Source organism: Streptomyces sp. WAC03905 (assembly GCF_057371075.1).
Map to the genome: position 1 here is coordinate 2044836 of NZ_JBXYDZ010000003.1, position 17919 is coordinate 2062754.

General features: G+C 74.8%; 8 protein-coding genes. 3 read left to right on the forward strand and 5 right to left on the reverse strand.

What is annotated here, in order from left to right; all coding sequences use genetic code 11:
- Positions 1-85 precede the first annotated feature (85 nt).
- The 3 genes from AC2RP6_RS11680 to AC2RP6_RS11690 are packed head-to-tail and all read left to right on the forward strand — an operon-like array spanning position 86 to position 9596.
- Positions 86-6802 (forward strand): SDR family NAD(P)-dependent oxidoreductase, encoded by a 6717-nt coding sequence (locus AC2RP6_RS11680; protein ID WP_486446177.1) that lies wholly within the window; start codon positions 86-88, stop codon positions 6800-6802.
- Positions 6799-8802 (forward strand): alpha/beta fold hydrolase, encoded by a 2004-nt coding sequence (locus tag AC2RP6_RS11685; RefSeq protein ID WP_486450301.1) that lies wholly within the window; start codon positions 6799-6801, stop codon positions 8800-8802. Before AC2RP6_RS11680 ends, AC2RP6_RS11685 begins: the two co-directional genes overlap by 4 nt.
- Entirely contained in the window at positions 8799-9596 is a 798-nt protein-coding gene (locus tag AC2RP6_RS11690) for a thioesterase II family protein (RefSeq protein WP_486446178.1), read from the forward strand. Before AC2RP6_RS11685 ends, AC2RP6_RS11690 begins: the two co-directional genes overlap by 4 nt.
- A gap of 64 nt (positions 9597-9660) precedes the next feature.
- Here the strand turns inward: AC2RP6_RS11690 and AC2RP6_RS11695 are convergent, their stop codons facing one another.
- The 5 genes from AC2RP6_RS11695 to AC2RP6_RS11715 all read right to left on the reverse strand — a co-directional run bounded on the left by AC2RP6_RS11695 (position 9661) and on the right by AC2RP6_RS11715 (position 17918).
- Positions 9661-10923, reverse strand: a complete 1263-nt coding sequence (locus AC2RP6_RS11695; RefSeq protein WP_486446179.1) for a cytochrome P450 — start codon at positions 10921-10923, stop codon at positions 9661-9663.
- A gap of 27 nt (positions 10924-10950) precedes the next feature.
- The gene (locus AC2RP6_RS11700; protein WP_486446180.1) at positions 10951-14109 is read right to left on the reverse strand and encodes a non-ribosomal peptide synthetase; all 3159 of its coding nucleotides are present in this window, start codon (positions 14107-14109) and stop codon (positions 10951-10953) included.
- Positions 14106-15314: an NAD(P)/FAD-dependent oxidoreductase gene (locus tag AC2RP6_RS11705; protein WP_486446181.1), complete on the reverse strand. Its 1209-nt coding sequence runs from the start codon at positions 15312-15314 to the stop codon at positions 14106-14108. The genes AC2RP6_RS11700 and AC2RP6_RS11705 overlap by 4 nt, the downstream gene beginning before the upstream one ends.
- 122 nt (positions 15315-15436) lie before the next feature.
- A complete protein-coding gene (locus AC2RP6_RS11710) occupies positions 15437-16639 on the reverse strand; it encodes a cytochrome P450 (RefSeq protein ID WP_486446182.1) in 1203 nt (400 codons plus the stop codon).
- 46 nt (positions 16640-16685) lie between these two features.
- On the reverse strand, positions 16686-17918 hold the full coding sequence (locus tag AC2RP6_RS11715) for a cytochrome P450 (RefSeq protein WP_486446183.1): 1233 nt from the start codon (positions 17916-17918) through the stop codon (positions 16686-16688).
- Position 17919 lies beyond the last annotated feature (1 nt).

A 17919-nucleotide genomic window follows, 5' to 3' on the forward strand; every position in this document is an offset into this window, starting at 1 on the left:
CCGCCGGGTCCGGACGCCGTCCGGACCCGGTCCCAGTAACCACATCCAGACCCAGACCCCGACGGGGAAGTACGGAGAGAACAGGATGGCTTCCACAACCCAGCAGCAGGTCGTCGAGGCGCTGCGGGCCGCGCTGAAGGAGAACGAGCGGCTCAGGGCCGACCGCGCGCACAGCACGGAACGCGAGCACGAGCCGATCGCGATCGTGGGGATGGCCTGCCGCTACCCGGGTGGCGTCCGTTCCCCGCAGGACCTGTGGCGGCTGACCACCGACGAGGTGGACGCCGTCGGCCCGTTCCCCACCGACCGGGGATGGGACCTGGCGGAGCTGTACGACCCCGACCCGGACCGGCCGCACACCTCGTACGCGAGGGAGGGCGGGTTCCTGTACGGGGCCGCACAGTTCGACGCGGAGTTCTTCGGGGTCTCGCCGCGCGAGGCGCACAGCATCGACCCCCAGCAGCGCCTGCTGCTGGAAACGGCGTGGGAGGCGTTCGAGCACGCGGGCATCGACCCGGCCACCCTGCGCGGCAGCCGGACGGGCGTGTTCGTCGGCACCATGTACGCCGACTACATGAACCGGTTCTCCCCCGCACCGGAGGAGTACGAGGGCTTCCTGAGCGTCGGCGGCGCCGGCAGCGTGGCCTCCGGACGGCTGTCCTACACCTTCGGGCTGGAGGGCCCGGCCATCACCGTCGACACCGCCTGCTCCTCCTCGCTCGTCGCCCTGCACCTGGCGTGTGCCTCGCTGCGCAGCGGCGAGTCCTCGATGGCGCTGGTGGGCGGCGCCACGGTGATGGCGACGCCGATGCCGTTCGTGGAGTTCAGCCGGCAGCGCGGGCTCGCGCCCGACGGCCGCTGCAAGGCGTTCGCCGCGTCCGCGGACGGCACCGGCTGGGCCGAGGGCGCCGGTCTGCTGCTCGTCGAGCGGCTCTCCGACGCCCGCCGCAACGGTCACCCCGTGCTGGCCGTGGTCCGCGGCTCGGCCGTCAACCAGGACGGCGCCAGCAACGGACTGACCGCTCCCAGCGGACCCGCGCAGGAGCAGCTGATCCGCCGGGCCCTGGAGGCCGCCGGGCTCACGGCCGGCGACGTCGACGCGGTCGAGGCGCACGGCACGGGCACCTCGCTGGGCGACCCGATCGAGGCGCAGGCCCTGCTGGCCACCTACGGAAGCGGGCGCCCGGCGGACCGGCCGCTGCACCTGGGCTCCCTGAAGTCGAACATCGGGCACACCCAGGCCGCCGCCGGCGTCGGCGGGGTCATCAAGATGGCGATGGCGCTGAACGAGGGAGTACTGCCGCGGACCCTGCACGTGGACGAGGCCACCCCGCACGTGGACTGGTCGACCGGGGCCGTGTCCGTGCTGACCGAGACGATTCCGTGGCCGGAGCGGGGCGGCCGTCCGCGCCGGGCCGCGGTGTCCTCCTTCGGCATCAGCGGTACCAACGCCCACGTCATCCTGGAGCAGGCGCCGGAGCAGGCGCCGGAGGAGCAGCAGCCGGCCCCTGCCCCGGCCCGGCGTGCGGCCCCGCCCGCGGCCGTCCCGGTGGTGCTGTCGGCGGCCGGCGGGCCCGCGCTGCGTGCGCAGGCCGACCGGCTGTACCAGCACCTGACCGAGACCGACGGGGACGGGCTCGCGGACATCGGCTTCTCCCTCGCCACCACCCGCGGGCACCTGCCGCACCGTGCGGTCCTGCTGCCCGAGGACCGGGAGGAACTGCTCGACGGGCTGCGGGCGCTGGCCGACGGCGTGCCCGGTGCGGACGTGGTCCGGGCGACCGCCGCCGAGGGCCGCACCGCGTTCCTGTTCGCGGGCCAGGGCTCCCAGCGCGCCCGGATGGGACAGGAGCTGTACGAGGCGTTCCCCGTGTACGCGGCGGCGTTCGACGCGGTGTGCGCGGCCCTGGAACCGCACCTGGAGCGGCCGCTGCGGGACGTGGTCCTCGCCGCCGGGGACAGCCCCGGGGGCGCCCTGCTGCACCGGACCGAGTACACGCAGCCCGCGGTGTTCGCGTTCGAGGTGGCCCTGTTCCGACTGCTGGAATCCTGGGGCGTGCGGCCCGACGCCGTCCTCGGGCATTCCGTCGGCGCGCTCGCGGCCGTGCACACGTCCGGGGCCCTGTCGCTGGCGGACGCGGCCGAACTGGCCGCCGTACGCGGGCGGATCATGCAGCGGCTGCCGTCGGGCGGGGCGATGGTGGCCCTGCGCGCCTCCGAGGCGGAGGCGGCCCCGCTGGTCGTGGGCCACGAGGAGCTGATCTCCCTGGCCGCGGTGAACGGTCCGGCCGCCACGGTCCTGTCGGGTGAACGTGCCGCCCTGGCCGGGGTGGTCGCCGACTTCGAGGCGGCCGGCGGGAAGGCCACCTGGCTGCGCGTCAGCCATGCCTTCCACTCGCCGCTGATGGAACCGGCCGTGGAGGAGCTGCGGGCCGTCGTCGGGCGCCTGGCGTTCATGGAACCCCAGTCGGCGTTCGTCTCGGACCTGACCGGCCGGCCCGTGGGCGCGGACGTGCTCGCCGACCCGGAGTACTGGGTGCGGCACGCGCTGGACCCCGTCCGTTTCCGGGACGGCGTCGCCGCCCTCGACGAGCTGGGGTGCGCCCGCTTCGTGGAGGTGGGGCCGGGCACCGACCTCACCTCGATGGCCGCGGAATGCCTGGAGGACGCGGACCGCGGGCGTCCGGGCGGCCACACGCTCATCCCGTCGCTGCGACGGCGGCTCCCGGAGGCCACCGCGCTGCTGACGGCGGTGTCCCGGCTGCACGCCTGCGGGGGTGAGGTCGACTGGTCCGCCGTGTTCGCGGACCGCGGGGCCCGGCGCGTCGACCTGCCCACGTACGCGTTCCAGCACCGCCCGTACTGGATCGACCGGCCGGCACCGGCCGGGGACGTCACGTCGGCCGGAGACGTCACGTCCGCCGGGCTGACCGCGGTCGGCCACCCGGTGCTGAGCGCCTCGGCCGAACTGCCCGACACCGGCGGCCTCTTGCTGACGGGACGGCTGTCCCTCGGCCGCCACCCGTGGCTGGCCGACCACCGGGTCGGCGGCCGGGTGCTGCTGCCCGGCACCGGCCTGCTCGACCTGGTGGCCCGCGCCGCCCGGGAGGCGGGCTGCGAGCTGGTGGAGGAACTCGTCCTGGAGGCGCCGCTGGTCGTACCGGAGGACGGCGACGTCCGGCTCCGGGTGTTCGTGGCCGCCCCCGACACCGTCGACGGCACCGGCCGCCGGGCCGTCGCCGTGCACTCCCGGCCCGAGGACGACGCCGACGGGCGGGGCTGGTCCCGCAACGCCCACGGTACGGTCCTGGCGGCCGGTGCCGGTGGGACACCGGAGCCGGCGCCGGCCGACGCGCTCGGCGGCGGACCGGACGGGGCGTGGCCCCCGGCCGACGCCGAACCGGCCGCCGCGACGATCGCCGACCTCTACGCCCTCCTCGGCTCCAGGGGCCTGGCCTACGGACCCGTCTTCCGCGGGGTGCGCGCCGTCTGGCGGCGCGGGCCGGAGGTGTTCGCCGAGGTGGCGCTGCCCGCCGGAACCGGTCCGGCGACGGACCGCCACGGCCTGCACCCGGCGCTGCTCGACGCGGCCCTGCACCCGATCGCGCTCGGCGGCCTCGTCGACGGGGTCGGCGGCGGCGCGGACGACGGCCGCACGTTCCTCCCGTACGCCTGGTCCCGCGTACGCACCCACGGCGCGTCCGGGGACGTGCTGCGGGTCCGGCTCGCGCCCGCCGGGGCGCACGCGGTCTCCGTCGAGGTCGCGGACGCCTCGGGCCGGCCGGTGGCCTCCATCGGCTCGCTGGTGCTGCGCCCGCTCCCGGCCGAGGCGACGGCCGCGGCTCCCGGGCCCGGCGACGGCCTGCTGCTTCCGGTGTGGGAGGAGCTCACCGAGCTGCCCCCCGCCCCCGCGACGCACCGCTGGACGCTGCTCGGCGCGGACGAGTACGCGCACGAACTGGGCCTCGGCGGGGCCCTGCCCGACACCGCCGCCCTGACCGCGGCGCTGGACGCCGGGGCGGACGCCCCCGCGCTGCTCCTGCTGCCCTGCCCGCTGCCCGCGGGCGGCGCACCGGACGGCCACGGCGCGGCGGAGGCCGAGGCCGCGGCCGTGCGTACGGCTCTGCACCGGGTCCTCGACACGGTCCGGGTCGTCGTCGCGGACGAGCGGCTGGCCGGTACCCGGCTGGCGGTCCTCACCCGGGGCGCCGTCACCCTGGGCGGCGAGCAGCAGCCCGGCGCCCTGTCCCACCGCGCCGTGTGGGGCCTGCTGCGGTCCGCGCAGGCCGAGCACCCCGACCGGTTCACGGTCCTCGACGAGGACGGCACCCCGGCCTCCCGCCGGGCCGTCGCCACGGCCCTGGCCGGCGGCGAGCCGCAGCTCGCGCTGCGGGGCGGCACCGCGTACCGTCCCGCGCTCACGGCGCAGGAGGCGGAGCCGCTGCTCACCCCGCCCGCCGACACCCCGCACTGGCACCTGGACTACGTGGCCAAGGGGACCTTCGCCGACCTGGCCCTGAAGCCCTGGCCCGAGGCGGCCGCCCCGCTGGAGGAGGGGCAGGTGCGGGTCCGGATGCGGGTCGCCGGCCTGAACTTCCGCGACGTGCTGCTCTCCCTCGGGGTGATCCCGGCGTCCGTCGACGGGCACGCGGGCGGCTCCGGACAGGGCGGGGAGGGCGCCGGCACGGTCCTCGAAGTGGGCCCCGGTGTCACCGACCTGGAGCCCGGAGACCGGGTGATGGGCCTGTTCTACGGCATCGGCCCGACGTCGGTCACCGACCGCCGGTTCGTGTCCCGGATCCCGCAGGGCTGGTCCTTCCGGCAGGCGGCCGCCGTGCCCGTCACCTACCTGACGGCCTACTACGGCCTGGTGGACCTGGCGGACCTGCGCGCGGGCGAGTCCGTGCTCGTGCACGCCGGCGCCGGAGGCGTCGGCACGGCGGCCCTCCAGATCGCGCGCCACCTGGGCGCCGAGGTGTTCTCGACGGCGAGCCCCGCCAAGTGGCACGCCCTGCGCGGCGCCGGCGTACGGGACGGGCACATCGCCTCCTCCCGCACCCTGGACTTCGAGGGGTCCTTCCTCGCGGCGACCGGGGGCCGGGGCGTCGACGTCGTGCTCAACTCCCTCGCCGGGGAGTTCGCGGACGCCTCGCTGCGGCTGCTGCCGCGCGGCGGCCGGTTCCTGGAGATGGGCAAGACCGACCGGCGCGAGCCCGGCGAGGTCGCCGCCGCCCACCCCGGGGTCACGTACCGCACGTACGACGTGCGTGATCCCGGGCCGGACCGGATCCAGGAGATCCTCGCCGAACTCCTCGCGCTGTTCGAGCGGGGTGTGCTCCAGGCCCCGCCGGTGGCGGCCTGGGACCTGCGCCGGGCGCCGGAGGCCTTCCGGCACCTGGGCGAGGCCCGGCACATCGGCAAGGTCGTCCTGGACCTGGTCGACGAGGGCGAGCGCTGGGACACCTCCCGGGCCGTCCTGATCACCGGCGGTCTCGGCTGGCTGGGCCGGCTCGCCGCCCGCCACCTGGTGACCGGCCACGGGGTGCGGCAGCTGGTCCTGATGGGCCGCGGGCTGCCCGGCGAGGACGCCGCCCGGGACATCGCCGCACTGCGCGACCTGGGCGCGGACGTCCGTACGGTGGCCTGTGACGCGGCCGACCGGGACGCGCTGGCCGCCGCCCTGGCCGAACTGGCCGGCGACGGGGTCCGCGTCGGCGGGGTCGTGCACGCGGCGGGCGTCCTCGACGACGGCCTGCTGACCTCGCTGACCGCCGGGAGCCTGGAGCGGACCCTGCGTCCCAAGGTGGACGCGGCGCTCCACCTGCACGAGCTCACCGAACCGCTCGGACTCGACGCGTTCGTCGCCTTCTCCTCGCTCGCCGGCACGCTGAGCGCTCCGGGCCAGGCCGGGTACGCGGCCGGGAACGCCTTCCTCGACGGGCTGATGGAGCACCGGCGTTCGGTGGGCCGGCCCGGGGTCTCCGTGGTGTGGGGCCTGTGGGAGGGGGCGGGCGGCATGGGCGCCGGCCTGACCGGCGCGGACGTCGCCCGCATGGCGCGGGTGGGTGTCGCCCCGATCACCTCGGAGCAGGGCCTCGAACTGCTGGACGCCGCGGTGCGCCGCGACCGGCCGGTGGCGGTGGCCGCCCGCTGGGACCTCGACGGGCTGCGGGCCGCGGTCGCGCAGGGCGCGGCGGTGCCGCCGCTGCTGCGGGGGCTGGTGCCGACGGCGGCGCCCGTGGCGGCGACGGACGGCGCGCGGGTGGAGGTACCGGCTCCGGCCGAGGGTTCCTCGCCCACCGGGGACCGGCTGCTGGACGCCGTCCTGCACGAGGTCGCGGCCGTCCTGGGGCACGCCTCCGGCGCGGCGGTGGACCGGGACGGGGCCTTCGACCGGCTGGGCTTCGACTCGCTCACCGCGGTGGAGCTGCGCAACCGGCTGGCCGCCGCGACGGGCGTCCGGTTGCCCGCCACCTTCGTCTACGACTGGCCGACTCCGGCCGAACTGGTGGTCCACCTCCGCGAACAGCTCCCGCAGCCGGCCGCGGAGCAGGGCCCGGACCCGCTGGACGCCTCGGAGGGGATGCCGGGTGAGGTTCCGGGGAAGCTCCCGGTGGCCGCTGCGGTCTCCGGCGACGACTCCGGGGTCACCGTGGCGCTGCTCGCCGACATCGCCCGGCTGGAGGCGGCCGTGGCCGACCGGCCCCTGAGCGGGGCGCAGGGCGCCGTGGTGAGCGAGCGGCTGCGCGAGCTGCTGACCGAACTGGGTTCTATGAAGGAGGATCACTCCGCGTGGGCATGACCAACACCCCGACGGCCGCCCCGGCTTCACCGGGCGGGGCCGCCGGTCCGTCCCGGTGGCTGCGCGCCGCCCACCCCCGCCCGTCGGCGACCGCCCGCCTCGTGTGCTTCCCGCACGCGGGCGGGACCGCGAACGCCTTCACCGCCCTGTCGGCGGCGCTGCCGGAAGACGTCGAGGTGCTCGCCGTCCAGTACCCCGGCCGCCAGGACCGGCGCCGCGAGCCCTGCGTGCGGGACCTGGCGGAGCCGGCCGCGGACGTGGCGGAGGTCCTCGCCGGACTCGACGACCGGCCGTTGTTCCTGCTGGGCCACAGCATGGGGGCTCTCGTGGCCTTCGAGACGGCGCGTCTGCTGGAGGAACGCGGCACCGTGGTCCGGCTGTTCGTGTCGGCGGCCCGGCCGCCGTCGCAGGACTGGCAGGAGCCGGACCTGGCGCTCGTCGGCGACGAGGAGCTGACCGCCGGGCTGCGGCGGCTCGGGGGGATCCCGGAACCGCTGCTGACCGACCCGGAGATCGCCGGCGAGATCCTGCGGCTGCTGCGCGCCGACCACCGGGCACTGCTGCGCCACCGCTGTGCGCCGGACACCCGGGTGGCGGCTCCCGTCACGGTGCTCCTGGCGTCGGCCGACCCGAAGAACTCCCGGGAGCAGATGGCCGACTGGGCGCGCCACACCACGGGCGGGCACGAGATCGCCGCCCTGTCCGGCGGGCACTTCGCGCTCGTCGAACGGCCCGGGGAGAGCGCGCCGCTGCTCGCCCGGCGCATCCGCGCGGACCTGGCCCGGCCGGCGGCGCCGGTACCCCAGCCGCCGCCGGATCCGGAGCCGGAGCCGGAGCCGGAGCCGCCGGCCGACCTGGTACGGGAACTCATGCTGGAGGGCCTCGCGGGGCGCGCCCCGCGGCTGTCGACGGACCTGACCTCACTGGAGGCCGCGGCCGGCGCGGTGATGGCGCCGGAGGCCTTCGCGTACGTGTCGGGCACCGCCGGGGCCGGGGCGACGGGCCGGGCCAACCGTGCGGCCTTCGACCGCCGCCCGCTGGTGCCGCGGATGCTGCGCGGTACGCGACGTGCCGACACCTCCGTGACTCTGTTCGGCCGGCAGTTGCCGTCCCCGCTGCTGCTGGCGCCGCTCGCGGCGCAGCAAGTGGCCCATCCCGAGGGCGAGTCGGCCACGGCACGGGCCGCGGTGGCCACCGGCGTGCCGATGGTGCTGTCGACGTTCGCCTCGCGCACCCTGGAGGAGGTGGCCGCGGCCTCGGGCGACCGGCCGCGCTGGTTCCAGCTGTACCTGCCCTCCGACCGGGCGGTGGGCGAGTCGCTGGTGCGGCGCGCGGAGGCGAGCGGTTACGGGGCCATCGTCGTCACCGTCGACGCCACGCACCTCGGTTTCCGGCCGGCGGAACTCGACAGCGGCTACTCGCCGTTCCTGCGCGGCACCGGCATCGCCAACTTCACCGCCGACCCCGCCTTCCGGGCCGGGCTGCCGGCGGACGCGGACACCACCCAGGCCGTCCTGCGGTGGGCACAGATCTCCACCGACCCGGCCCTGACCTGGGCGGACCTGGCCTGGCTGCGCGGGTTGACCCGGCTGCCGCTGCTGGTGAAGGGCGTCCTGCACCCGGAGGACGCCCGGCTGGCGCTGGAGCACGGTGCGGACGGTGTGGTCGTCTCCACGCACGGCGGCCGCCAGCTCGACGGCGGCGTGTCCTCGCTGGAGGCGCTGCCCGCGGTGCGCGCGGCCGTCGGCCCGGACGTACCGGTGCTGATGGACTCCGGGGTCCGCACCGGCAGCGACGTGCTCAAGGCACTGGCCCTGGGCGCGGACGCCGTCCTGTACGGCCGCCCGTACGTGTACGGGCTCGCCCTCGACGGGCAACGGGGCGTCGAGCACGTCCTGCGCTGCCTGCTCACCGACCTCGGGCTGGCCCTGGCCCTGACCGGCTGCGCGTCCCTGGCGGACGTCGGGCCGCACCTCCTCGCGAACGGAGATCGACGATGACACGCGCCTACGGGCCCGGCTCCGACCCGACGGGCTGGCTGCGCCGGTACCACCGGCCGCCGGTGGAGGGGCCGACGCTGGTCGTCCTCCCCCACGCGGGCGGCTCGGCGACGGGCTACTACACCCTGGCGCAGGCCCTGTCCGGCTGCGCCGAGGTGCTCACCGTGCAGTATCCGGGCCGCCAGGACCGGCTGGGCGAACGCTGCGTCGACGACATCGGGGAGATGGCGGACCGGGTCGTCGAGGCGCTGCTCCCCCGCGCGGCGCGCCCGCTCGTCCTGTTCGGGCACAGCCTGGGCTCCCTCGTCGCGTACGAGGTGGCGTTGCGGCTGGAGCGCCTGCACCCCGGCCGGGCGCCGGTCGGCGTGATCGTCTCGGGCCGGCCGGCGGCCGCGATCCACCTCAGCCGGGGCCTGTCCCGGCTGGCGGACGAGGACCTGGCCTCGTCGATCTCGGACCTGTCCGGCACCCCGCCGGAGCTGCTGGCCGACAAGGACCTGATGTCGGCCGTACTCCCCTCCCTGCGGGCGGACTTCAAGGCGGCGGAGAGCTACCGCGGCGGGGTGGGCACCCGCGTCTCCTGCCCCCTGTACGCCTACTCGGGGGCGCAGGACCACAACGTGCCGCGCGCGGGCCTGCTGCGGTGGAGCGAGCACACGTCCTCGGAGTTCACGGTCCGCTTCTTCGACGGCGGCCACTTCTACCTGCAGTCCCAGGAGCCTGAGGTGGCCCGCGCCCTCGCCTCCGACCTCCGCACCCTCACCGCAACCGCCCTCCTGACCCCCACCTCCTGACCCCGCCCATGCGCAAGGCCCTCCCGGTCGGACCGGGAGGGCCTTCGGCGTGGGCGCGGGGGCGTCAGGCGGGGCGGGGTTCGGGGGTGAGGCGGACCTTCAGGGTGGCGTGGCCGTTGGCGAAGTTGGAGAAGAGGCGGGTGGGCGGGGCGAGGAGTTCGATGCCGGACACGCGGGTGCGGAGCGACTCCAGCATGGAGATCATGTGGACGCGGCCCAGGTAGGCGCCGAGGCAGAAGTGCGGTCCGTGGCCGAAGCTGACGTGCTTGTTCGGGGTGCGTCCCAGGTCGAAGGTGTAGGGGTCGGCGAAGGCGTCCTCGTCGAAGTTGGCCGAGCTGTTCCACAGGGTGACGATCTCGCCGGCCTTCACGACGTGCTCGCGGATCGGGATGTCCACGAGGGCGTGCCGCCCGAAGTGCATGGTCGGGGTGGTCCAGCGCATGACCTCCTCGGTGGCGCTCTCCAGGCTGACCTCCGCGTTCTTCAGCCGGCGCCACTGGTCCCCGTACTGGCTGAAGGCGTGGACGATGCCCGAGGCGGTGGCCCGGCTCGACTCGTCGCCGCCCAGGATCAGGCTGTAGGCGTTGTAGATGATCTCCTCTTCGGTGAGGGGCTCGCCGTCGATCGTGGCCGTGGCCAGCGTGCTGAGGACGTCCTCCCCCGGGTTGCGGCGGCGCTCGGCCATCAGGCCGGAGATGTAGAGGATGATCTCGTTGCGCGCCATCAGCGAGACTTCCTCGCCGTCGTCGGCGCTGTACCGGGACAGGGTCTGGGCGTTCCAGTCGACGAGCTGTTCGCGGTCGCCGGACGGGATGCCCATCAGGTCGCCGATGGTGTGGATGGGGATGCGGTCGGCGACGGCGGTGACGAAGTCGACCTCGCCCTCCTCCACCGCCTCGGAGATCAGCCGGTCGGTGAGCCGCTGGACGTTCTCGACGACCGGGGCCAGGACCCGCGGCGAGAAGGACTTCATCATCAGGTTGCGGATCTCGCGGTGGCGCGGGCCGTCGGTGACGGCGAGCATCTTGCCCGCCGCGGAGTCCTCGCCGAGCAGCAGGGTGCTGAGGACGTTGCCGCGCTCGGAGGTGTACCGCTTGTTGTCGCGGTACGCCGCCATGATGTCGTCGTACTTGGTGAGGACCCAGAAGCCCGGCTTGCCGTCGCGCGGCGGGTGCCAGAAGACGGGGTGGTGGGCGCGCAGCGGCCGCCACATCTCGTGCGGGTCGTTGTCGTCGAACGTCTGCGGGTCGGTGAGGTCGAGGGCGGCCGGGTCGGCCGCTGCGGCCGGCGCGTCGGGCGCGGTGGCCTGCAGGGTGGGGGCGGTCATGGGTCGTGTCTCCTCCGGGTCCGGGCCTCAGGCGGCGTCCGCCGCGACGGCGGTGGTGGCGAGTTCGGCGATCGTCTGCTTGCGGAAGACGTCCTTCGCGGAGATCACCAGGCCCGCCTTCTTCGCCCGGGCCACGACCCTGATGCCGAGGATGGAGTCGCCTCCCAGCTCGTAGAAGTTGTCGGTGACCCCGACGGCGGGGACGCCGAGGACGTCGGACCAGATCTGGGCGAGCACCCGCTCGGCGCCGGTACGGGGTTCCCCGGCCCCGGCCGGGGCCGCCGCGTGCTCCGGGGCGGGCAGGGCCTTGCGGTCGACCTTGCCGCTCGGGGTGAGCGGGAACTGCTCCAGGCACACCACGGCGGACGGCACCATGTGCACGGGGAGCCGGGCGGAGACGAACTCCCGCAGCTCTGCCGGCTGCGGGCGGCGTCCCGTCGCGCCCGGGGTCACGTAGCCGACGAGGCGCTTGTGCTCGCCGTCGGCCAGGGCCACGACGAGGGCCACGCCGACGTCGGGGTGCTGCTGGAGGACGAGTTCGATCTCACCGGGCTCGATGCGGTAGCCGCGCACCTTGACCTGGTGGTCGGCGCGTCCGACGTACTCCAGGACGCCCGCCCCGGTCCAGCGCACGAGGTCTCCGGTCCGGTACAGGCGGTGGTCGGGGGCTTCGCCGTGCGGGTTGTCCAGGAAGCGGTCGGCGGTCAGTTCCGGCCGGTTGAGGTAGCCGCGTGCGACGCCGGGGCCGGCGATGAACAGCTCGCCCGCGACGCCGACGGGGACGGGCCGCAGCCGGTCGTCGAGGACGTAGGCGGTGGTGTTCGCGACGGGCCGGCCGATGGGGACGGGCATGTGCCCGTCGGCCTCGCGGATGAGGTGCCAGGTGCCGAGGACGGCGGTCTCGGTGGGGCCGTAGAGGTTGACCAGCCGCTGCGGCGGGGCGGCCGCCAGCACCTCCGCCACGCGGGCGGAGTTGGCCGCCTCGCCGCCGAAGAGCACGTGGCGCAGCGCGCCGAAGGCGTACGGGTCGGCGGCGACGATCTGGTTGAAGACGGCGGTGGTCACGAAGAGGGTGGTGACGCCGTGCCGGCGCAGTGCGGCCGTGAGTTCGGCGGGGTCGAGGAGGGTGTCCTTGTCGATGACGACCATCCGGCTGCCCGCGAGCAGGGGGCCCCAGATCTCCAGCGTGGCCGCGTCGAAGGTGACGTCGGAGCCCTGGGCCATGACGTCGTCGGGGCCGAGACGGACCCAGTCGGCGTTGCAGAAGAGCCGGACGACCGAACGGTGCCCGATCACGGCTCCCTTGGGCGTGCCCGTGGAGCCGGACGTGTACATGATGTAGGCGGGGTCGTCGGCGGTGACGGCGACGGCGGGGGTCCCGGCCGGCTGGGCGGCCAGTGCCCGGTCCTGCTCGTCGAGGCAGATCGTCCGGGTGCCGGTGGAGGGCAGTCTGCCGGTCAGCCAGGACTCGGTGAGGCAGAGCGGTACCCCGGCGTCGGACAGCATGAAGCCGAGCCGGTCCGCCGGGTAGTCGGGGTTGAGCGGCAGGTAGGCGCAGCCGGCCTTGAGGACGGCGAGCAGGGCGGTGACGAGTTCCGGGCCGCGGGGCAGGCAGACGGCGACGAAGGTGCCGGGCCGGACCCCTTCGGCGACGAGCAGGTGGGCGAGGCGGCTCGCGCGGGCGTCCAGTTCCGCGTAGGTCAGCGTCTCCAGGCCGGCGGTGACGGCGATCGCGTCGGGGCGCAGGCGCGCCTGTTCGGCGACGAGTTCGTGCACGCAGCTCCCGGCGGGGAAGTCGGCGCGGTTGACGGCCCACTCGGTGGTGAGCAGGCGCAGTTCCTCCTCGTCGGCGAGGGGCAGTTCCCCCGCCGGCCGCGCGGGGTCGGCGGCGGCGGCGCCGAGCAGGACCGACAGGTGGCGGGCCAGCACCTCGACGGTGACCGGGTCGAAGAGCGCGGCGTCGTACTCCATTACGCCGGCCAGGTCACCGGAGCCGGTCTCGGTGAACTGCACGGTGATGTCGTGGGCGGCGGGCACCCCGGGCGGCGGGACGGCGCATACGGCCGGTGCGGGGCCCGGCACCGGTTCAGCGGCCGCGTCGGCCCCCCGGAGCACCACCATCACCTGCACGTCGGGGGTGTCGCCGGCGTCCTTGCCCTCGCCGAGGGCGGCGCGCACCCGCTCGAAGGGGACGTCCTGGTGGGCGTCGGCCTCGGCGAGGGCGGCGCGGGCCCCGGCGAGCACCTCGGTGAACGGCGCGTCGGCGGATATGGGACCGCGCACCAGGAGGGGGTTGTCGAACGCGCCGACCAGGCCGTCGAGCACGGGCCGTGGCCGGCCCGCTGCCAGGGTGCCCAGGGCCAGGTCCTCCTGGCCGGTGTGCCGGGAGAACAGCACCTGGCAGGCGGCGAACAGGGCCGCGAACAGGGTGCCGCCCTGGCCCCGGGCCGCTTCGGCGAGGCCGTCCACCACCCCGGCGGGTACGCGGAAGCCGTGGCGGGCGGCGGCCGCGCCGCGCGCCCGGGTCCGGGGCCGGTCGGTGGGCAGCCTCAGGGCGGGCAGGCCGGCGAGCCGGTCGCGCCAGTGGTCCAGCTGGGCGTCGAGCTCGGCTTCGGTGACGCGGGCCCGCTGCTCGGCGGCGTACTGCCCGTATCGGACGGGCAGTTCGGGGAGCCGCGGGGTGCGTCCGGTGACGGCGGCGGCGTACAGCTCGGTCAGCTCGTTGGCCACGATCGTGCGGGAGCGGGTGTCGGCGGCGATGCGGTGGACGGTCAGGGCCAGTACGTGCTCGTCGGCTCCGAGGCGGATCAGGAGCGAGCGCAGCAGCGGGCCGGAGGCGAGGTCGTGGGGGCGGGCGGCCAGTTCCGTGACGCGGTCCTCGAGTCGGCCGGCCGACGCGCCGCCGGGCGCGGTGAGGTCGGCGTACTCCAGCTCGACCGGGCCGGCCGGCCAGACGTGCGCGCCGGAGGCCGCGTCGTCGCCGGTGAACGTGGTGCGCAGCGGCTCGTGCCGGGCCACCAGGCCGCGCAGGGCGGAGGTGAGCGCGGCCCGGTCGAGGGTGCCGGTCAGGTGGAGGGTGATGACCGGGTGGTGACCGGATGCCGCCCCCTTCCGGTGTGCGGACCGGATGAGCTCCTGCCGGAAGGTGAGCGGCAGCCGGTCGTCGCCGGTCGTCCCGTCGGTCATCCCTTCGTTCCTTTCATGTCCGTCTCTTCCATCAGGTCGAGCAGTTCGGGCGTGACGAATTCGTCGATCGGGCAGACGCCGGACAGCGTCGAGAAGTACCGGTCCGTCAGTTCGCGGCTGGTGGCGACGGCGCGCAGCAGGTCCAGGTGGTGGGCGGGCGGGTCCAGCCGGGCCGTCTTGAGCGTGGCGCGGTATTCCGGGGTGAGCGCCTCCGTCCGCCGCTCGGCGTAGGTGTCCAGGGCCGCGCTCAGCCGGCCGGGGTCGTGGAGGCCGTCACCGATGCAGTCCGCGAGCAGCTGGGCCTGGTAGAAGCCGTCGGTGATGCCGCGTGCGGTGATCGAGTCCTTGTGGTGGGCGGCGTCGCCGACGAGCGCCCAGCCGGGTCCGGCGGCCTGACGGAAGAAGTTGCGCTGGTCGCCGGTGCCGTAGACGCGTTCCAGCCGGGCCCCGCCCGCCATCTCCTCCCGCAGCTCGGGGGCCGTCTTCTCCACGTTCGTGAGCAGGGCGTCGAGCGCGTCGCCGCGCACGCTGCGGAACTGCTCCTGGGGGAAGTAGCCGGCCACGAGCGTCGCCCCGTCATTGGTCGGTACGCTGCCGACCCAGTGCCCCGGGGCGTCGTACAGCCGGAAGCCGGGCCGGAGCCCGGACCAGTAGGAGTAGTAGGCGCACGTCCAGGTCGGGTCCTCGACGAGGAGCCGGGCGCCGGCCTTCGCGGCGACGGTGGAGCGCATGCCGTCGGCGCCGATGACGAGGGTGGCCCGTTCCACGGCGCCGGTGGCGCCGAGCCGGACGCCGACGACGCGGTCGCCGTCGAAGACGAGGTCGCTCACCGAGCAGTTCTCGCGGAATTCGACGCCCGCGTCGACGGCCCCGCGGGCGAGGATCGGGTCGAGGAGGTAGCGGCGCGGGGCGTAGGCGGCGCGCTGCCCGTCGGCCGCCCAGGAGCATCCGTCGAGCCTGATGTCTCCGTGGGCGTAGCGCACGCGGTCGAGGGCGGGGGCGCCGGTGGCCACCACGGCGGGCAGCAGGCCCCACCGGGCGAGGGCGGCGACGCCGGGCTGGTGGATGTAGAGCGTGGAGAGGGTGTCCTTGGGGAAGGTGCCGCGCTCGACCATGAGCACCCGGTAGCCGGCGCGCGCGAGCAGCATCGCGGTCGGAGCCCCGGCGCACCGGGCGCCGACCACAATCACGTCGTAGGGGGTCAAAAGATGCTCCTTGTCCTGCGCCGGCCCCGGTGGCGGGCGTCACGGGGGGGTGGGGGCGGGTACGGGCCGGCGGCCCGGACCGGTCGGTCCGGGCCGCCGGGGGCGGTGGGCCGGGGCGTGTCTCAGTTCACCCGGATCGGCAGCCGCCAGACCCCGGTGAACTCCGGGGAGGTCAGGAAGGTCGGCTTGTCGTCGGGGTCCACCCGCAGCTTCGGGAAGCGGTCGAACAGGATGTTCATGGCCACCCGGCCCTCCAGGCGGGCGAGGGGGGCGCCGAGGCAGAAGTGGATGCCCCGGCCGAAGCCGATCTGGGGGTTGGGGGTGCGGGCCGGGTCGAAGACGTCGGGGTCCGCGAAGACCCGGGGGTCGCGGTTGGCGGCCGAGAACCAGACCTCCAGCACGTCGCCCTCGGGGACCTTCATCCCGGCGATCTCCACGTCGCGCGTGGTGACGCGGTAGCCCGCGGCCAGCGGGCTGAGGTAGCGCAGGGACTCCTCCAGCAGGGTCGGTACCAGCGACCGGTCCCGGCGTACGCGTTCGTCGACGTCGGGGAAGGCGTCCAGGCACAGGATGGTGTTGCCGAGCAGCATGGTGGTGGTGATGTGACCGGCCGAGATCAGCAGGTTGGCGAAGTTGACGATCTGCCGGTCGGTGAGGCGTTCGCCGTCGACCTCGGCCTCGACGAGCCGGGACAGCAGGTCGTCCTGGGGCCGGGCGCGCCGCTCGGTGACCAGGTCGAGGATGTAGAAGCCCATCGCCATGGCCGCTTCGGCCTGCGTGTCGAGGGACTCCTCCTGGGCCTTGTCGCCATGGTGCGTGGTGAGCTGGGTGCTCGCCATGAGCGACTGGTCGGCCCATTCCTTGAGGAGTTCGCGGTCCTCTCGGGGGATGCCGAGCATGTCGCAGATGACGATCACGGGCAGGGGGTAGGCGAGGGCCTCCGCCAGGTCGAAGGTGTCGCCCTCGATCCGGTCGAGCAGTTCGTGGGTGAGGGCGGCGATGCGCGATTCGAGTTCGGCCACCATCTTGAGGGTGAAGGTGCGCCCGACCAGCTTGCGCAGCTTCTGGTGCTCCGGCGGGTCGGCCTGGGTGAGGTTGCCGTCGAAGGCGACGGCGGCCTGTTCCGGGCTGACGTAGCGCGCGGCGACCTCGGAGGAGTACGTCGCGGGGTCGCTGAGGATCTCCAGCGTCTCCGGGTAGCCGTAGACGTGCCACATCCCGACTTCGGGGTCGTACTCGATGGGTGCCTCGGGCCGGATGCCGCGCAGCCAGAAGTGCCGGGGATGCATCTCCCACTGGGCGAGGGGACTGCTCGCGGTGGTCATCGGGGGTCTCCTTCGGTGGCCCGGTCGGGGGCCTCGGGTCGGCGCCTCATCGGACGAGGAGCGGGAGCTCCGAGGTCGAGATGACGTGGGGCAGCGGCAGGAAGGACGGCGGGTTGTCCGGGTCCGTCCGCAGCTTCGGGAAGCGGTCCAGCAGGATGTCGGTGGCGATCCGGCCCTCCATGCGGGCCAGCGGGGCGCCGAGGCAGAAGTGGATGCCGCGGCCGAACCCGATGTGGGGATTGGGGTCGCGGTACGGGTCGAAGACGTGCGGGCGGGCGAACATGCGCTCGTCCCGGTTGGCCGCCGAGAGGGAGATGGCGACGAGCTGCCCGGGGCGGACCGGGACGCCGGCCAGCTCGCCCTCGGCGACGCACGCCTTGTAGGCAGTGGCGATCGGGCTGAGGTAGCGCAGGGACTCCTCGATCAGGCCCGGGGTGAGGCCGGGGTTCCCGCGGACGGCGGCGAGGTGCTCGGGGTACGCGTCCAGGCACAGCAGGGTGTTGCCGAGCAGGGCACTGGTGGTGGCGTGTCCGACGACGAGCAGCTCGTTGGCGAAGTTCACCACCGCGTTGTCGCTGAGCCGCTCGCCGTCGACCTCCGCCTCGACGAGCTTGGTCAGCAGGTCCTCGCGGGGCTTGGTCCGGCGCTCGGCGGCGTGTTCGCGCAGGTACTGGAACATCTCGGGGACCACGCGCATGGCGGCCTGGGCGTCGACGTCCTCGTCGAGGTCGCGGTCGCCCGAGGTGAGGGCGACGGCGCTGTGCGCCATGCGGTCGACCCACGTCTTGAACAGGTCGCGGTCGCTCTGCGGTACGCCGAGCAGCTCGGAGATGACGATGATCGGCATCGGGTAGGCCAGGTCGTCGACCATCTCGATGCTGTCCTGGCCGTCGACCGCGTCGAGCAGCTCGTGGGTGATCTCGACCATCCGCGGCTCCAGGGCCGCGACCATCCCGCGGGTGAACGCCTTGCTGATGATCTTTCGCAGCTTGGTGTGGTCCGGCGGGTCGGACTGCAGGAGCGTGCCGTCGCTGAACTCGGGGTCGATCTCCACGTCGCCCGCGATGAGTTCGGCGACGTCGCTGGAGAAGGTCTTCGGGTCGCCGACGACCTCCAGCACCTCCTTGTAGCCGTAGACGTTGACGATGCCGTAGTCGTTGACCTCGACCGGGTGCTCGGGCCGGTGCCCGCGCAGCCAGAAGAACTCGTCGTTGATGCCCAGGCGGTCGACGAAGGCCGCCGCCTCCGTCTCCTGCGCGCCGGCTGATGTCCCGGTCATG